This is a genomic window from Nonomuraea sp. B19D2 (assembly GCF_040137845.1).
Taxonomy (GTDB): domain Bacteria; phylum Actinomycetota; class Actinomycetes; order Streptosporangiales; family Streptosporangiaceae; genus Nonomuraea.
In genome coordinates this window covers 277,891-293,815 of record NZ_JBEFAK010000004.1, presented here as the reverse complement: position 1 = coordinate 293,815, position 15,925 = coordinate 277,891, and the positions used below count along the sequence as shown (strand labels likewise).

Genomic DNA, 15,925 nt, shown 5'->3' with positions numbered 1-15,925 from the left:
AAGTCCTTCAGCGGGGGTTGTGAAGTCGTCCGGAGGAGTGATCCCGGACTGACAGACTTAGTGCCAGTTCGGCAGAGATGGAGGTGTCGGTGAGGCCCTATGCGTGGATGCCGCGACCGTTGCGGTGGTTCACTCGGGTGTTGACCGTTCTTGTCACACTGGTCCTGGTGCTGGCAGGAGTCCTCGTCTACACGGTGCGGAGGTCGTTCCCGCAGGTGGACGGGTCGCTGCGGCTGCCGGGCCTGCAAGGGAATGTGGAGATTTATCGGGATAAATCAGGAATCCCGCACATCTACGCCGACACCGCCGCGGACCTGTTCATGGCACAAGGATTCGTCCACGCCCAGGACCGCTTCTTCGAGATGGACTTCCGCCGCCACCTGACCTCAGGCCGCCTCTCGGAGCTCTTCGGCAAGGCCACGGTCGACAACGACAAGGCCATCAGGACCATGGGCTGGCGCAGGGTCGCCGAGCAGGAGCTGCCCGAGCTGTCCCAGCAGACCCAGGACTACCTGAACGCGTACGCGAAGGGCGTGAACGCCTGGCTGAGCGCCAACCCGAACGCCTCCGACCGCAGCCTCGAATACTCCATCCTGAAGATCCAGAACGGTGGGTACCAGCCGGAGAAGTGGACCGCGGCCGACTCGGTGTCCTGGTTGAAGGCCATGGCGTGGGACCTGCGCTCCAACATGGAGGACGAGATCGACCGCGCGCTGGCGCTGACCAAGCTGCCCAGGGAGCGGGTCGAGCAGCTCTACCCCGACTACCCCTACGACCGCCACTCCCCGATCGTCACCCAGGGCACCGTCGACCAGGGCCGCTTCAACCAGCGCGCCGAGCCGCGGGTCCGCGCCCCCCGAGCACTTTCCCAGGCCGCCAGGACCCTGGACGCCGTGCCGAGCACGATGGGCGCCGAGGAACGCGAGGGCATCGGATCCAACTCCTGGGTGATCTCCGGCGAGTACACCGCGAGCGGCAAGCCGCTGCTGGCCAACGACCCGCACCTGTCTCCGCAGATGCCCTCCGTCTGGTACCAGGCCGGGCTGCACTGCAGGAAGATCACAGAGGAGTGCGCGTACGACGTGACCGGGTTCACTTTCTCGGGCGTTCCCGGCGTGATCATCGGACACACGGACAAGATCGCGTGGGGCTTCACCAACCTGGGGCCCGACGTGGCGGATCTGTTCCTGGAGAAGGTTCAGGGCGACACGTACCTGTACAAGGGCCAGCAGGTGAAGCTGGAGACCAGGCAGGAGCAGATCAAGGTGGCGGGCGGCGCCCCGGTCACGATCACCGTCAAGAGCACCCGGCACGGCCCGTTGATCAACGAGGTGATGGCCGACGCCCGGCCCAGCGGCGACGCCAACGCGGTGGCGCTGCAGTGGACGGCGCTGACACCGGGGAAGACGGCCGACGCCGTCTTCGCACTGAACAAGGCGGGCGACTGGGAGGAGTTCAAGGCCGCGGCGTCGCTGTTCGACGTGCCCTCCCAGAACCTGATTTACGCCGACACCACGGGCAAGATCGGCTACCAGGCTCCGGGGCGCATCCCCGTACGGGAGATGGGCGACGGCACCTGGCCGGTCCCGGGATGGACGGGCGAGTACGACTGGAAGACGGCCCCCATCCCGTACGACCAGTTACCTTCGGTGGAGGACCCGGCGGACGGGTTCATCGTCACGGCGAACAACGCCGTCATCGACCCGAAGCGCTACAAACCCCTGCTGACCAAGGACTGGGCGCACGGCTACCGCTCCCAGCGCATTCGCGGCCGCATCAAGGAAGCCTTCAAGAAGGGCCCGGTCGACGCGGCGACCATGTCGGCGATCCAGCAGGACACGTACAACGGCTTCGCGGACACGCTGGTCCCGGCCCTGATGCAGGTCGATCTCGCGGGCCCGAGCGGCGAGGCCAGGCAACTGCTGAAAACGTGGGACCGCACGCAGGGTCTCGACTCCACCCCCGCCGCATACTTCAACGCCGTATGGCGCCAGGTGCTCCTGCTGACGTTCAACGACGAACTGCCGGAGGGTGCCAGACCCGCCGGAGGGGACCGCTGGTATGACGTCGTCGGGCGCCTGCTCGACCTTCCGGACGACCCCTTCTGGGATGACGTGACCACGAAGAACCGCAAGGAGACTCGCGACGACATCCTCCGCCAGGCGCTGGCCTCGGCGTACCAGGAGCTGTCCGACCGGCTCGGACCGGAGGTCAAGTCCTGGCGCTGGGGGGATCTGCACCAGTTGGAGCTGGTCCACGGCTCGCTCGGGACATCGGGGATAGGGCCGGTGGAGGCGATGTTCAACCGGGGACCGCTGGCAGTGGCGGGGAGCAAGGACGCCGTCAACGCCACAGGTTGGAACGTTCAGAGGGGGTACGAGATCACCGCCGTGCCGTCGATGCGCATGATCGTCGATCTGTCGGACCTGGACAAGTCCCAGTGGATCAACCTGACGGGCGCGTCGGGGCACGCCTTCCACGACAACTACTGGGACCAGACGTCGGCCTGGGCGAGGGGCGAACTGCTGCCGATGCACTCGAAGCCTGAGTCGGTCAAGAAGGCGGCTGTCCACACCCTCAAGCTGACCCCCTGACCGAGCCCCTGGGCCCGGACACATCCCGGAACGTGCAATCGGCCCGGCCTGAATGCGCCCAGAACGCATGACCGGCCGGGCCCGAACGCACCTCAGAACGCACAACCGACCCGATCCGATCACCCCGGTACGCATAACCTGCCGAAGCCGAACGCACCCCCTAGAAATGCACAATCGGCACGACCCGGAGGCATTCCGGAACGTACGAACGTGCCCCCATCCAGGTCCGACCGTCGCCCGGGACGGACGACGTGGGTCCGGCGCCGCACGCCCCTGACCGTACGACCAGGGTTGTAGACACGATCCAAACCCTGAGCCGACGCGCCGGCCCTCACCCTCCTGCCACCATGGCGCCATGAATCGCCTCTGGTATCTCATCGGAGTCCTGCTGGTGCTCGCGGGCCTCGTTCACCTGGGCGTCTTCGTCGTGGACGGCGGGCTGTGGGAAGGCGCGGTGTCGTGGCGCAAGCCGTTCACGTTCGGCGTGTCGTTCGGGCTGAGCGTCCTGACCCTGACGTGGGTCTCCCAGTTCGTACGGCTCCGCGCCCGCCCGCTGCTGCTGGGCGCCTTCGCGGGGGCGTCCACATTAGAGGTGGCCCTGATCACCGTTCAGGCATGGCGGGGCGTCCCATCGCACTTCAACATGGAGACCGCCTTCGACACCACCGTCGCGAGGACCCTGGCAGCAGGCGGCGGCGTCCTCATCGCCATCGCGATCACCATGATAATCGCCGCGTTCCGCCCTAATCCTGACGTGCCGCCGAGCACGCGCCTGGCCGTACGAGCGGGCTTCGCCACCCTGCTCGCCGCCATGGCTTTCGGCGCCGTCATGATCGCCCGTGGGGTCATCGAGGTGGTGACGGGCAACCAGCAGCTCGCGTACACGGTGGCCACCACGCTGAAGCCCGCCCACGCCGTGTTCATGCACGGCGTCCTGCTCCTTCCGGCCCTGTCCTGGCTCCTGTCCCGCACCTTGCTCCCTGAGGCCGCCCGTCTCCGCTGGGTACGCCTGGCCACCTGGCTCTACGTGACCGTGGCCGTGGCCGTCTCCGCGCTGGCCCTAGCGGGCATCACCGTCGTCACGCCGTCCACCGCGTCCATCCTGTGCGCCGCCGCCGTCTCGGGCCTTGGCATCGCCGCCCTCGCCCTGGGCACGCTGAAGGCACCGCCAGGACCGGGCACACTGAAGGGCAGGGCGGGCCTGGGCGAAGCTGCGGGCTGGCGAGAAGCCGCTCCCTCCAAGCGAGCGGAGGAGTCACTGTTACCCTCTTGCCTTGTGACTGATCGACGCCTTCTCCTCGTGCACGCCCATCCGGACGATGAGTCGATCGGCACCGGCGCGACCATGGCCAAATACGTCGCCGAGGGCGCCCACGTCACGCTAGTGACCTGCACGCTCGGCGAGGAAGGCGAGATCATCCCCAAGGACCTCGCCCATCTGGCCGCCGACCAGGACGACGCGCTCGGGCCGTACCGGATCGGTGAGCTCGCCGCCGCCTGCCAGGCGCTCGGCGTCGAGGACCACCGCTTCCTGGGCGCGCCCGGGCGCTGGCGCGACTCCGGGATGATGGCGGTGGCGTCCAACGACCACCCGAAGGCGTTCTGGCGCGCCGACCTCGACGAGGCGGCCGGGGAGCTGGTCAAGGTCATCCGAGAGGTACGGCCTCAGGTGCTCGTCACGTACGACGAAAACGGCTTCTACGGGCATCCCGACCACATCCAGGCCCATCGGGTTTCGCGCAGAGCGTTCGAGCTGGCCGCGAACCCGGACTTCGGCGAGGGCGAGCCGTGGCAGATCGCCAAGTTCTACCACACGGCCCTTGCCCGATCCGTCATGCTGCGCACGGCGGAGGGGCTGCGCGAGGCCGACGTCGACTTCCTCATCGAGGAGGTGGACGACATGCCGTTCGGCACCGCCGACGCCGACATCACCACCGAGATCGACGCCCGCCCGTGGATCGGCAACAAGATGGAGGCCATGCGGGCGCACGTCACGCAGATCAGCGTGGACGACCCGTGGTTCGCGCTGTCCAACAACATCGGCCAGGAGGTCCTGGGGGTCGAGCACTACACGCTGGCCTTCGGCGTGCCCGGCCCTCCGGTGCCCGGTCCCCCCGTCGAGGCGGGCGGGCTCGGTGAGCCGCACAACCGCGAGAACGATCTCTTCGCGGGCATCGACTAACCTCGTGCGACATGGAACATCGCAGCCAGGCCGAGTCGGCCCTGGGTGGGGCGGCGTACGGCATGCTGTTCGTGCTCGGTGTCGTCATGGGCGTCGTGGGCGGCTTCACGCATCCGGTGTGGCAGGCGGGGGCCTTTCCCCTTTCCGCGATCGCGTGGGTGCTGGCCTTGCTGGCGGTCTGCCTTGGGGCGGGCAAGCTGATGCGGGCCAGGCTCGGGACCTTCGCGACGGCGCTCGGATGGCTGTTGGTGACGATGCCGTTCGCGCTCAAGCTGGGCGCGGGTGACCTCGTGATCGCGAACGGCGCGCCCGGTTATGTGTACCTGTACGGAGGATTGGTGGCCGTTGTGGCTGCCTATTTGCTTTCGCCCACGTCAAAGGGTGGATCGTGGCTCTTGCATGGGTACCCTCAGAAGAACTCTATGTAGAGGCATAAAGTAGCGTTTGTGCATTCGATCGAGCGGCCCGCGGACCCCGCAACGTACCGCAAGGTAGTCGGCCGCTTCGCCACCGGAGTCGCGATCGTCACGACCAGGGTGGGCGACCTCGATCATGCGATGACGGTTAATTCGTTCACCTCCGTCTCCCTCGACCCGCTCCTTGTGCTGTTCTGCGCGGAGAAGGTGGCCCGCTTTCACGACGCGGTGATGGAGGCGGGGGTGTGGGGGGTGTCCGTGCTGCCCGCGTCCATGGAGGACGCCTCGCGCTTCTTCGCCCACCGGGGAAGGCCGCTGAACGGGCAGCTCGCGCGGTGGTCGCATCATCGGGGGGAGTCGGGGGTCGCGTTGTTCGACGGGGCCATCGCCACCATCGAGTGCACAACGACGGCCGTACACGATGGAGGGGATCACTCGATCGTGGTGGGCGGGGTGATGGCGCTGGACACGCCCTCGGACGGGGCGCCACTGCTGTATCACGACGGGCGGTACAAATCCCTCTAGGCCGCCCGGTGCGGATGGGCCTGGTCTGCGCGTAAGTCTCGTGCCGGGTCAAGTGGTCGTACGGATGGGCGCGGTCCGGGCAGGTGCCGGGCCGGGCGGTCGTACGGATGCGTGCGGCCAGTGCATGGGGCGGGCCGACCAAGCGGCCGTACAAATGGGTGCGGTCCGGACATGAGTCGGGCCAGGCGCTTGGCCTGGCCCGCTCGTTGGTCGCAATCCCGTGACGTTACTGGGTGGGAGTGCTGGCCGATTCCGACGGCGTGGTCGTCGGGGTCTCAGACGGGACGCTGGTGTCGCTCGGCGTCGCCGTGTTCGTCGGAGTCTCCGTGGGGATCTCCGTCGGTGACTCCTCCACCGGCGGCGCACAGGTGGGGATCTCCGTGGAGCTCACCGTCGGCGTCGCAGTGTCGGTGGGAACGTCGGTCGGTGTCGTGGTCGGAGTCTCAGTCGGCGTTTCGGTCGGAGTTTCGGTCGGCGTTTCCGTGGGAGTTTCGGTCGCTGTGTCAGTCGGAGTCGCGGTGTCAGTCGGAGTCGGCGCCGGGGTGTCGGTCACCGGCGGGCTCGTCGTGGCAGGCGCGGAGTCCGTGGTGGTCGGCGTCGCCGTGTCAGTCGGGACATCCGTCGGCGTGAGGGTTTGCGTCGGCTCGGTACTCGGCTGACAGGTGAACGTCACTGTCTCCGTGACCGTCGGGCCGGGTTCGGTGACCGTGACCGTCGGGCCAGGCTCGGTGACCGTGACCGTCGGAAGGGGCGTCACGCTGATGGCCGGCTTGCCGCGTTTCTTGTACGTGCCCCAGCCGAGTCTCTTCCTGGACTCTCCCGAGCCCTCGGTGACCGGGATGTCGACGCTGGCCGTCTTGCACGACCTGCCCTTGCACACTTTCTGCTTGACCGAGAAGAGGGCGGCTTCCGCATCCGTGATGGATACATTCAGATAGGAAACGCCTCGGCTCTTGACGACCTTCGTCGTGGCGGTGTAATCCCCGGCTGTGGGGGTCTCCGTTGGGGTCGCACTCGGGGTCGGGACGGTGGTTAACGCCACCCCCGCGCCTAGAGCGCCTAGTCGGTTGTCAGTGGATCGTAGGGGATCGGACGCTGACGTCTGGGTAATCGCGATTCCGCCGGCTCCTGCCAGTGCGACGGTGCCGAGCAGCGCGCCCAGGATGGAGAATCTCATAATCCTGCTCTTGTAGGAGATTTCAGGACGGGGGCCATTATTCCGACTTGTCAAGATTGGTCAAGGTTGAGACGCATGGAGACGCGCTTCCGGTTCCGCCGTGCGGCGAACTACATCAATCTCGCCACTCCGCTCGGTTTGCTGGTCTCATTCATCGGTGGCGCGACCAGGCAATCTGGCCCCAATGGGCTCATCCTGGCTTTCGGCTACCGCTACCGCTTCCCCATCGCGGGAGCGTTCACCGTGGGCAACGTCGTCGTGACGAAGCGGAACGCGCTGGACGACCGCCTCATCCTCCACGAGGACCGCCACGCCACCCAGTGGGCCTGGTGCGTCGGTCTCCCCATGCTCCCCCTCTACCTGCTGTCGATGCTCGTATCGGTGCTCGTCTGCGGCAACCAGGCTTCGTACAACGTCTTCGAGCGGCTGGCCAACCTGGAGGACGGCGGCTACCCCCGTGCCCCGCTGTGGTGGCGACGGCCGAAGGGCACGTCATAAGCAACGCCCCCGGAACGGCGCCCGGCCGCAACTGGCGCGGCGTTCCGCTCATGGCCGACCCGCGTGAAGCAGTGACTTCCCGATGGCAGGATTGGGGCCATGAGCGAGAGCTTCCCGCGCCTGTCTGCCAGGACCCGCCGGTTCACCCTCGGGGTGCCCAGGGGCTTCACGATCTCCCCCGACGGCGGCCGGGTGGTCTTCCTGCGCACGCAATCGGGCACCGATCCGGTGACCTGCCTGTGGGAGCTCGACACCGACACCCACGTCGAGCGTCTGGTGGTGGACCCGCGGGCGCTCCACGGCGACGAGGAGGATCTGCCGCCCGAGGAGCGGGCCAGGCGCGAGCGCAGCCGGGAGGCGGCGGGGGGCGTGGTCGCGTACGCCACCGACAAGAACGTGACGCGGGCCTGCTTCGCCCTGTCCGGCGGTCTCTACGTCGTCGAGCTGGCGAGCGGCCAGGCACGGCGGCTGGACACCCCGGGCGCGGTCATCGACCCCCGCCTGTCGCCTGACGGGCGACATGTCGCATACGTCACGGACGGGGCCCTGCACGTCCAGGACCTCGTCACGGGCGAGGACCGCGCCCTGGCCACGCCGGAGTCGGAGACGGTGACGTACGGGCTGGCCGAGTTCATCGCCGCCGAGGAGATGGACAGGATGCGCGGCTACTGGTGGGCGCCGTCGAGCGACGCGCTGCTGGTCGAACGCGCCGACGAGGCCCCGGTCCGGGTCTGGCACATCGCCGACCCGGCCAACCCCGACCGACCGGCCACGGCGCAGCGCTATCCGGCCGCCGGCACGCCCAACGCCGCCACCGAGCTGTTCGTGCTGGGGCTCGACGGGTCGCGGGTCGCGGTGCCGTACGAGGAGGAATACCTCACGACGGCGGCCTGGGACCCCCACGCGCTGTCGATCGTGACCATGACCCGCGACCAGCGCACGATGCGGCTGTTCGCGGTCGATCCGGCGACCGGCGCGTCCACGCTGGTCCGCGAGGACACCGATTCCGCCTGGGTCGACGTCGTCACCGGCGCGCCCGCGCACCTCGACGACGGTTCGCTGGTGTGGGTGGCGAGCTCCGAGGGCGGCAACCGGCTGTTCGTGGGCGACCGCGCGGTCACGCCGCCCACGCTGCAGGTGCGGGCGGTGCTCGACGTCGATCACGACAGCGTGCTGTTCAGCGCGAGCGGCGATCCGACCGAGATCCATCTGTGGACCTGGGACGGGCATTCGCTGCTGCCGGTCTCGACCCGTTCCGGGGTGTTCTCGGGGCGGATGGCGGGCGGCGTGGGCGTGCTGAGCGAGCAGAGCCTCGATGCCGAGGGTGTGTCGACCACGGTGGTGCGGCGTGACGGCATGGCGGTGCCGATCCCGTCGTTCGCCGAGCGTCCCGGCCTCGACCTGCGGGTCTCGCTCGGCCGTTCCGGCCGTCGCGAGCTGGCCACCGCCGTGCTGCTGCCCTCGTGGCACGAGCAGGGCTCGCGGAAGCTGCCGGTCCTGATGGATCCGTACGGCGGTCCGCACGCGCAGCGCGTCCTCAACCGGCGCGGCGCGTTCCTGGAGAGCCAGTGGTTCGCCGAGCAGGGGTTCGCCGTCATCGTGGCCGACGGGCGCGGCACTCCTGGACGGGGTCCCGAGTTCGAGCGGACCGTGCTCAACGACCTGGCGACCCCCGCGCTCGAGGACCAGATCGACGCCCTGCAGGGCGTGGCCGAGCAGTACCCCGACGACCTCGACCTGACGAGGGTGGCCATTCGCGGCTGGTCGTTCGGCGGGTTCCTGGCCGCGCTGGCGGTGCTGCGGCGGCCCGACGTGTTTCACGCGGCGGTGGCGGGGGCGCCGGTGACGGACTGGCGGCTGTACGACACGTGCTACACCGAGCGATACCTGGGCCATCCGGACGAGCAACCCGAGGTGTACGAGAAGTCCTCGCTGTTCGCGGACGCCGGCAAGCTCGAACGCCCGCTGCTGCTGATCCACGGCCTGGCCGACGACAACGTGGTGGCCGCCCATACGCTGCGCCTGTCGTCCGCCCTGCTGGCGGCCGGCCGGCAGCACAGCGTGCTCCCGCTGTCCGGGGTGACGCACATGACGCCGCAGGAGGTCGTGGCGGAGAACCTGCTGCTGCTGCAGGTGGACTTCTTGAAGAAGTCGCTGGGCTGAGCTATGTCCGCAGGGCGTCGAGTGCCCGGGACACGGTCAGGCCGGAGATCACGACGCCGCCCATGACGATCATGGTGAGGTTGAACGGGGCACCCAGCAGGGCGAGCTGACCCTGAATGATGCCCAGGATGACCACGGCGAACACCGTGCCGCCGATGGCGCCACGGTCACCGTACGCGATGGCGCCGAGCCCATCGGCACCACGCTCGCGGGGTCCGATGGCGCCGGGCACGCCGGTGGGCGCCGGTGAGCCGCGCTCGCCGCTCAGACTCGTGCCCGCCAGGACGACGGCGGCGAGTGCGAACACGACGGCCGACAACCCCTGAGAGCCCGGCTGTGCCGCCCCCAGTCGCAGCAGCAACAGAAACCCGCCCAAAGCGGCGAGCACGCATGATCCGGCCAGCCCGGCCAGCGGGCCCACCCACTCCTTGCTCAGCCACTGGCGAAGATCTCGCCACTTCCACACCAGTCCGCCCGCCACCGAAACGACGGCGAATGCCACGAACCCCACCACGGGCGGAACCACCAGCGGGTCGGCCAGGATGACCGTCCTACCCTGGGTGACGGCGAACAGCAGCGCGTCGCACACCGCTGCCGCGGCGACCGTGACCGCCCAGGACGGCGCCGACAGCAGCACCGTGAACGCCCCATGACCAGTCCTGCGATCCCGGCGAGCAGGAGCACGAGCAGCAGTCCGACGATCAACGGCAGCCGGGTGACGGTCACGAGGGAGGCGATGAGAGCACCGGACAGCGCGGACACGGATCCCACGGCGAGATTGGGCGTGCCGGTGCGCAGTGACAGGGACAGCCCCACGGCGACCAGGCCGGACGGCGCCGACAGCGCAAGGATGTTCAGCAGGTGCCCGTCAGGTGCGGTCAGCAGGACCATCACCACGCCCAGCACCGTGACTAACCCGAGGACGCCTTCCCAGGCCCACTGCCATTTGCTCACGCTGTTGATGTTGACAACGCCATCTCACCATCGCAAGACCCATTCGGCCCGCCGGTTCACCTTCCCGCGCGTGCGGGGCAGGCCGAGGCGGCCCGACAACCCCCAGGTCTGCAGAGGCGGTCTGACACAACCCCAGGTCTGCAGAGGCGGTCTGACACAACCCCAGCTCCCCAGAAGCGGTCTGACACAACCCCAGCTCCCCAGAAGCGGTCTGACACAACCTCAGCTCCGCAGAAGCGGTCTGACAACCCCAGGTCTGACTGCGCACCTCCGAAAACCAAACCCTGGTCCGACGCGATCCCGGCTCCCGCTCCGGCATCGTGAACGCCATGCTCAAGCCCCTCACCATCACCCTGACGCTCGGGGCCCTGCTCGGGACGGGCCCGCACGCCCTGGCGACCACGGCGGCCGCCGGCGGACCGCAAGAGTGGCAGGCCTGTCCCAACGACAAGATCGGCATGGAGTGCACCGACCTCCAGGTCCCGGTCGACTGGCAGAAACCCGACGGCCGCAAGATCACCCTCAAGCTGGGCCGACTGAAGGCCACCGGCAAGTCGGAAGGCTCGGTCCTGGTGGCCTACGGCGGCCCGGGCGGCCCCGGCATCGCGATCACCCAGTCCAGCCCCGGCTGGTGGGCCAAGCTCCGCGAACGCATGGACATCGTCACGTGGGACACCCGCGGCTACGGCGAGCAGTTCAGCGGCCTCAGCACGGGCCTGCCGTGCGCGTGGACCCGCATCCCCATCCCTGACGCCCCCCGAGACGACGCCGACTTCGGCCGCCTGTCCGACACCAACCGCGGCTACGCCGAGGCCTGTCGCCTCAAGGACCGCGAGCTGTTCGCCAACATGAGCTCGGCGGACCAGGCCAGAGACATGGAGGCGATCAGAAAGGCCCTGGGTGAGGAGCGTCTCAACTACTACGGCGCCTCCTACGCGGGCTTCTACGGCCAGGCGTACGCCCGTCTCTTCCCCAGCCGGGTCCGCACGATGGTCCTTGACGGCACCTGGAACCACAGCGCCGCCGACTGGGGGCACGAGCTGGAGGAGATGGCCAAGTCCAACGAGCAGTTCCTGCGGCGCTTCTTCACCTGGTGCGCCACTAACGACTGCGCGGACGTGCCCGGGCTCTGGCGCACGCTGATCGCCCGAGCCGATCGCACGCCCATCCCCACCAAGACCGCCAATGTCGCCTACAAGGCCCGCGACCTGCAGAGCTTCGCCCTGGCGCTGGCCCGCCAGGGCGCCACGGCCTGGCCCAAGCTGGCCCAGGCGATCCGCAAGGCCGCCAAGGGTGACGCCTCCGACTTCGTGCCGGAGCGGGGTGCCCGCTACCCCGACCAGGCCACGGGTGTCACGGAATGCACCGACTGGCCACGCTTCGCCAACCGCGCCGAAATGTCCGCCACCACGAAACGCCTGCTCCGCCTGGCCCCCAACACCGGCACCGCCAACACGATGGCCTCGGCCACTCTGGGCTGCATCGGCTGGCCCCAGCCCGTCACCAACCCACCCGCCCCTCTCCCCAAGGGCCTGCCGCCGATGCTGGGAGCAGGCGCATGGGGCGAGTCGGACGCGGTAGAACGTGTCCTGTCCCAGGTGCCGGGCAGCGCCACCATCCGCCACGACGGGCCAGGCCACACGCTGTACGGGTTCAATGCCTGCGCCCGCGACAGCATCAACCGCTACTTCACCGACCGCACCCTCCCATCCGCCAAGACGGAGTGCTGACTTGCCGCGGACTCGAGTGAACTGATCAGAGCGTTTACTGCAGCGCCCGGAGGATCAGATCGTTCAGGGCGGCCTGCTCCTGCGGCGTGAACTTGGCCAACGGGGAATCCTCGCTGAGCAGCTCCAGCAGGCGTCCACGCAGGGCGATGCCTTCGGCGGTCAGTACGAGCTGTTTGGCCCGGCGGTCGCTCGGGTGAGGGCGCCGTTCGACGATGCCCTGCTCCTCCAGCCGGTCGACGACGAACGTGGCGTTCGACGGCTCGCACCCCATGCGGTCGGCCAGGTCACGCATGGTCAGCGGGCCGGTGAGCTCGCGTAGCGCCACTGCTTGGGCGGCGGTCAGGTTCAGCGCGCCGGCCCGCTCCCTGATGTGGCCCTCGATCTGCCTGGCCAGAGCGTTGACGAGCCCGCACAGGTTCCGCTCGGCGGCGGCAAGGGCCTCACTGTCGGCGGCGGCAGTGCTGGTGGGCTGGGGCCGGGTCATAGCTAGAAGGATACCTCAAGTGTGCACATTTGCAGCTTGAATAGTTCTAGTTGTAAGTTTCCGAAGCATGAGCACTCACGAAGAGCGTTTGCGTCGGCCGTCCCCCATCCGTTCGCTGGAGCTGGGCGATCTCAAGGTCACCTACGTGCCTGATGGCGTGGTGCGGTTGAAGCCGTACGGATGGTTGCCTGGCACGACAGAGCGGGACTGGTCGGACAACGCCGCCTACCTCGACGACACGGGCAACTTGGTGGCCAGCATTGGTGGCCTGCTGGTGGAGCACGGCGAGAGAGCGCTGCTGATCGATGCCGGGGTGGGACCGCTGTCCCAACCCGACGACCCGGGCAACCCGAGGATCGGCGCGATCGGCGGCGGCGACCTGCTCGACAACCTCGCCAAGCTTGGCCGGCGGCCCGAGGAGATCGAGGCGGTGGCCTTCACCCATCTGCATCTCGACCACATCGGCTGGGCCTGGCACCCCGCGCCCGGCAGCGACCGGCCCGCGTTCACCGGGGCTGACTATCTGTTCGCCGAGCCCGAGTGGGACCAGCGCCACCTGAGCAACGAACAGGGGACGACCAACGAGATGCTGGCCGGGCTCGCGCCCCACGTACGCACTGTGCGCGAGGGCGAGGAGATCTTTCCGGGGGTCCGGGTGCTGCTGACGCCTGGGCACACGGCCGGGCACACCACGTACATGATCACGTCCGGCGACCGGCGGCTGATCGCTTTCGGCGACGCCCTGCACACCTCGGCTCAGATCCGCCACCCGGACTGGTCCGCCGCCCCAGACCTGGACTCGGCGGAGTCCACTGTGCACCGGCACCGACTGGTCAAGGAGCTGATGCGACCGGACACGATCGGCTTCGGCGGGCACTTCGCCGACGTGGTGTTCGGCCGCGTCGACGACACCGCCGACGGCCCCATCTGGGTTCCCGTGGCCTGAGCCCCGCCCCCGACTGCCACCCACTCAGGAGCAGGGGGCCGTCGGGATGCTGTCCGCCACCCACCTCACGAGCCGGTAGCAGTCGAGACACAGTGCGCCGCTCCCCACCCAGGAGGGGCGCACGTCGGGAGGCGGCGCACCAGACGCTCAGGGCGGGATGACCGTCCCAGGGAGGGTGGCTGTCCCAGAGGAAAGGGTGACAGTCCCAATGCGAGGCGACCGTCCCCAGGCGAGGTGGTGCCGCCATCCCCAGACGGGTGGACGTCCTCAGGATGGGGTGGTTGTCGGGGTGCCGTGCCAGCTGGTCCACAGGGCCGCGTACGAGCCGCCCTTCGCCACCAGTTCCTCGTGCGATCCCAGCTCGCTGATCCGCCCATCCTCCACAACAGCCACCCGATCGGCATCGTGCGCCGTGTAGAGCCGGTGGGCGATCGCGATCACCGTGCGCCCATCCAGTACGGCGGCCAGCGACCGCTCCAGGTGCCGGGCCGCGCGGGGGTCGATGAGCGAGGTGGCCTCGTCCAGCACCAGGGTGTGCGGGTCGGCGAGCACCAGGCGGGCGAGGGCGAGCTGCTGCGCCTGGGCGGGCGACACCGCCAGGCCGCCGGAGCCCACCTCCGTCTCCAGGCCCGACGGCAGGGCGAGCACCCAGTCCAGCGCGTCCACCGCCTCAAGCGCCTTCCGCACGGCCGCGTCGTCGGCGTCCGGGCGGGCGATCAGCAGGTTGTCCCGCAACGAGCCCTTGAACACGTGGTGCTCCTGCGTGACCAGCGCCACGTGGCCCCGGAGCTCGGCCAGCGGCAGGTCCACAAGTGGCACCCCGCCCACGGTCACCGATCCGGTACGCGGACCGTGGATGCCCGCCAGCAGCCGCCCCAACGTGGATTTGCCTGCCCCGGAAGGCCCCACCATGGCCAGCCGTTCCCCGGGCTGAACGGTCAGGGACACGCCGTGCAGCACGTCGCGGCCCTCGCGGTACGCGTAACGGACATCAGCCGCCTCCAGCAACTCCTCGGAGGGGCGCGAGGAGCCGGCCACCCGGTCGTCGGGCACGTTGGACACGCCCAGCAGCCGGGCCATGGACGCGCCGCCCACCTGCAGCTCGTCGATCCAGCTCAGGAACCTGTCCAGCGGGTCGATCAACTGCTGCGCGTAGAGCGTGGCGGTGGCCACCTGGGAGAGCGACACCCACCCGTTGGTGTAGAACAGGCCGCCGACCAGCAACGTGGCCACCACCGGGATCACGTAGCCCAGTTCGACGGTGGGATACCACGCGGTGCGGAGCCCGAGCGTGTACCGCTCGGCCGCGAAGGAGCGGCTGATGTCGGTGTCGGTACGCGATCGGCGGCGGGCCTGGAGCCCGAGCGCCTCCACGGCCCGGGCGCCCTCGACGGTTTCGGCCAGTCCTTCGGTCATGTCGGCATAGGCGGCGTTCTCGCGGAGATAGCCGTCCCGTGCCCGTTTCAGGTACCACCGGGTGGAGATCCAGATCACCGGGCCGGCGATCAGCATCGGCAGCATGAGCAGAGGGCTGACCAGCAGCAGCGCGCCGATCGTGATCAGGAAGGTGACCAGGGCGATCAGCGTCTCCGGCACGGCGTGCCGTACGGTCCGGGACAGTGAGTCCACGTCACGGGAGGTACGCGTGATCAGGTCGCCGGACCCGGCCCGCTCGACCGTGGACAGCGGCAGCCCGAGCACCCGGTCCACGAACTCCTCCCGGAGCTCGGCCAGCACCTTCTCACCGAGCCTGGACGAGGCCTGCACCGCGTACCGCACGAGCGCGCCCTGCAGCAGCAGGAAGCCGCCGATGGCGGCGGCCACCACGGCGATGTTGACCCTGACCCCGTACTGGACGTCCTCCACCAACCCGCCGAGCTGCCACGGCACGACCAAGCCCGCGACGGCCGCCAGCCCGTGGAGGGCGAGCGCGATCGCGAGCTGGCGTGGGTAGCGGAGCGTCAGCCGCCTGGCGTAGGCACGCACCTGTTTCCGATCAGCGACCGGCAAGATCTCACGAGCCATCTGGTCTCGCCTCTCCCCCGCATGTCAGACGAGCCGGCTCCCCGCCGGCCGCCCGCTCCCCGCCGGCCGCCCGCTCCCCGCCGGCCGCCCGCTCTCGCCGGCACGCCTGCTCTCCGCTCCAGCCACACCCACACCGCAGAAACACACCCACGCAGCGCACGGACGCGAGAAACACGCCCACGCAGCGCATGGGACCGAACCCACAACTCAGCGGCGGCGCGGTCGAGCCGT

At 69.0% G+C, this 15,925-nt stretch carries 12 protein-coding genes and 1 pseudogene; 9 read left to right on the top strand and 4 right to left on the bottom strand.

The genetic code is table 11. From position 1 onward, the window contains the following. Window positions 1-107: 107 nt before the first annotated feature. The 7 genes from ABN273_RS10690 (at window position 108) to ABN273_RS10660 (ending at window position 9,555) form a co-directional block, all read left to right on the top strand. Window positions 108-2,594: a penicillin acylase family protein gene (locus ABN273_RS10690; protein ID WP_349448631.1), complete on the top strand. Its 2,487-nt coding sequence runs from the start codon at window positions 108-110 to the stop codon at window positions 2,592-2,594. 1,276 nt (window positions 2,595-3,870) lie between these two features. Next, window positions 3,871-4,776 (top strand): N-acetyl-1-D-myo-inositol-2-amino-2-deoxy-alpha-D-glucopyranoside deacetylase, encoded by a 906-nt coding sequence (mshB, locus tag ABN273_RS10685; RefSeq protein WP_349448630.1) that lies wholly within the window; start codon window positions 3,871-3,873, stop codon window positions 4,774-4,776. Between the two features lie 11 nt (window positions 4,777-4,787). Beyond that, window positions 4,788-5,204, top strand: a complete 417-nt coding sequence (locus ABN273_RS10680) for a DUF6113 family protein (protein WP_349448522.1) — start codon at window positions 4,788-4,790, stop codon at window positions 5,202-5,204. A gap of 18 nt (window positions 5,205-5,222) precedes the next feature. Then, window positions 5,223-5,717 (top strand): flavin reductase family protein, encoded by a 495-nt coding sequence (locus tag ABN273_RS10675; RefSeq protein WP_349448521.1) that lies wholly within the window; start codon window positions 5,223-5,225, stop codon window positions 5,715-5,717. Between the two features lie 233 nt (window positions 5,718-5,950). After that, on the top strand, window positions 5,951-6,376 hold the full coding sequence (locus ABN273_RS10670; RefSeq protein ID WP_349448520.1) for a hypothetical protein: 426 nt from the start codon (window positions 5,951-5,953) through the stop codon (window positions 6,374-6,376). A 593-nt stretch (window positions 6,377-6,969) separates the two neighbouring features. Further along, the gene (locus ABN273_RS10665; RefSeq protein WP_349448519.1) at window positions 6,970-7,392 is read left to right on the top strand and encodes a hypothetical protein; all 423 of its coding nucleotides are present in this window, start codon (window positions 6,970-6,972) and stop codon (window positions 7,390-7,392) included. Between the two features lie 99 nt (window positions 7,393-7,491). After that, on the top strand, window positions 7,492-9,555 hold the full coding sequence (locus ABN273_RS10660; protein ID WP_349448518.1) for a S9 family peptidase: 2,064 nt from the start codon (window positions 7,492-7,494) through the stop codon (window positions 9,553-9,555). Window position 9,556: 1 nt separating this feature from the next. Here the strand turns inward: ABN273_RS10660 and ABN273_RS10655 are convergent, their stop codons facing one another. After that, window positions 9,557-10,192, bottom strand: a complete 636-nt coding sequence (locus tag ABN273_RS10655; protein ID WP_349448517.1) for a hypothetical protein — start codon at window positions 10,190-10,192, stop codon at window positions 9,557-9,559. Window positions 10,193-10,206: 14 nt separating this feature from the next. Beyond that, a pseudogene (locus tag ABN273_RS59430) lies at window positions 10,207-10,446 on the bottom strand (ABC transporter permease subunit); the annotation flags it as partial. Window positions 10,447-10,838: 392 nt separating this feature from the next. Here ABN273_RS59430 and ABN273_RS10650 point away from each other — a divergent pair. Further along, window positions 10,839-12,239: an alpha/beta fold hydrolase gene (locus ABN273_RS10650; RefSeq protein ID WP_349448516.1), complete on the top strand. Its 1,401-nt coding sequence runs from the start codon at window positions 10,839-10,841 to the stop codon at window positions 12,237-12,239. Window positions 12,240-12,273: 34 nt separating this feature from the next. Here the strand turns inward: ABN273_RS10650 and ABN273_RS10645 are convergent, their stop codons facing one another. After that, the gene (locus tag ABN273_RS10645; RefSeq protein ID WP_349448515.1) at window positions 12,274-12,723 is read right to left on the bottom strand and encodes a MarR family winged helix-turn-helix transcriptional regulator; all 450 of its coding nucleotides are present in this window, start codon (window positions 12,721-12,723) and stop codon (window positions 12,274-12,276) included. Between the two features lie 67 nt (window positions 12,724-12,790). Between ABN273_RS10645 and ABN273_RS10640 the strand changes: the two genes are divergently transcribed. Next, window positions 12,791-13,669 carry an MBL fold metallo-hydrolase gene (locus ABN273_RS10640; RefSeq protein WP_349448514.1) on the top strand — a complete coding sequence of 293 codons (879 nt, stop codon included), beginning with the start codon at window positions 12,791-12,793 and terminating at the stop codon, window positions 13,667-13,669. A 267-nt stretch (window positions 13,670-13,936) separates the two neighbouring features. On the opposite strand, the gene ABN273_RS10635 is transcribed toward ABN273_RS10640, so the two are convergent. Next, window positions 13,937-15,694 (bottom strand): ABC transporter ATP-binding protein, encoded by a 1,758-nt coding sequence (locus tag ABN273_RS10635; RefSeq protein ID WP_349448513.1) that lies wholly within the window; start codon window positions 15,692-15,694, stop codon window positions 13,937-13,939. Window positions 15,695-15,925 lie beyond the last annotated feature (231 nt).

What these genes read in the sequence shown, in the direction of transcription:
- ABN273_RS10690 (WP_349448631.1), top strand. Translation starts at nt 108, where the DNA reads ATGCCGCGACCGTTGCGGTGGTTCACTCGGGTGTTGACCGTTCTTGTC.
- ABN273_RS10680 (WP_349448522.1), top strand. Translation starts at nt 4,788, where the DNA reads ATGGAACATCGCAGCCAGGCCGAGTCGGCCCTGGGTGGGGCGGCGTAC.
- ABN273_RS10665 (WP_349448519.1), top strand. Translation starts at nt 6,970, where the DNA reads ATGGAGACGCGCTTCCGGTTCCGCCGTGCGGCGAACTACATCAATCTC.
- ABN273_RS10660 (WP_349448518.1), top strand. Translation starts at nt 7,492, where the DNA reads ATGAGCGAGAGCTTCCCGCGCCTGTCTGCCAGGACCCGCCGGTTCACC.
- ABN273_RS10650 (WP_349448516.1), top strand. Translation starts at nt 10,839, where the DNA reads ATGCTCAAGCCCCTCACCATCACCCTGACGCTCGGGGCCCTGCTCGGG.
- ABN273_RS10645 (WP_349448515.1), bottom strand. Translation starts at nt 12,723, where the DNA reads ATGACCCGGCCCCAGCCCACCAGCACTGCCGCCGCCGACAGTGAGGCC.
- ABN273_RS10640 (WP_349448514.1), top strand. Translation starts at nt 12,791, where the DNA reads ATGAGCACTCACGAAGAGCGTTTGCGTCGGCCGTCCCCCATCCGTTCG.
- ABN273_RS10635 (WP_349448513.1), bottom strand. Translation starts at nt 15,694, where the DNA reads ATGGCTCGTGAGATCTTGCCGGTCGCTGATCGGAAACAGGTGCGTGCC.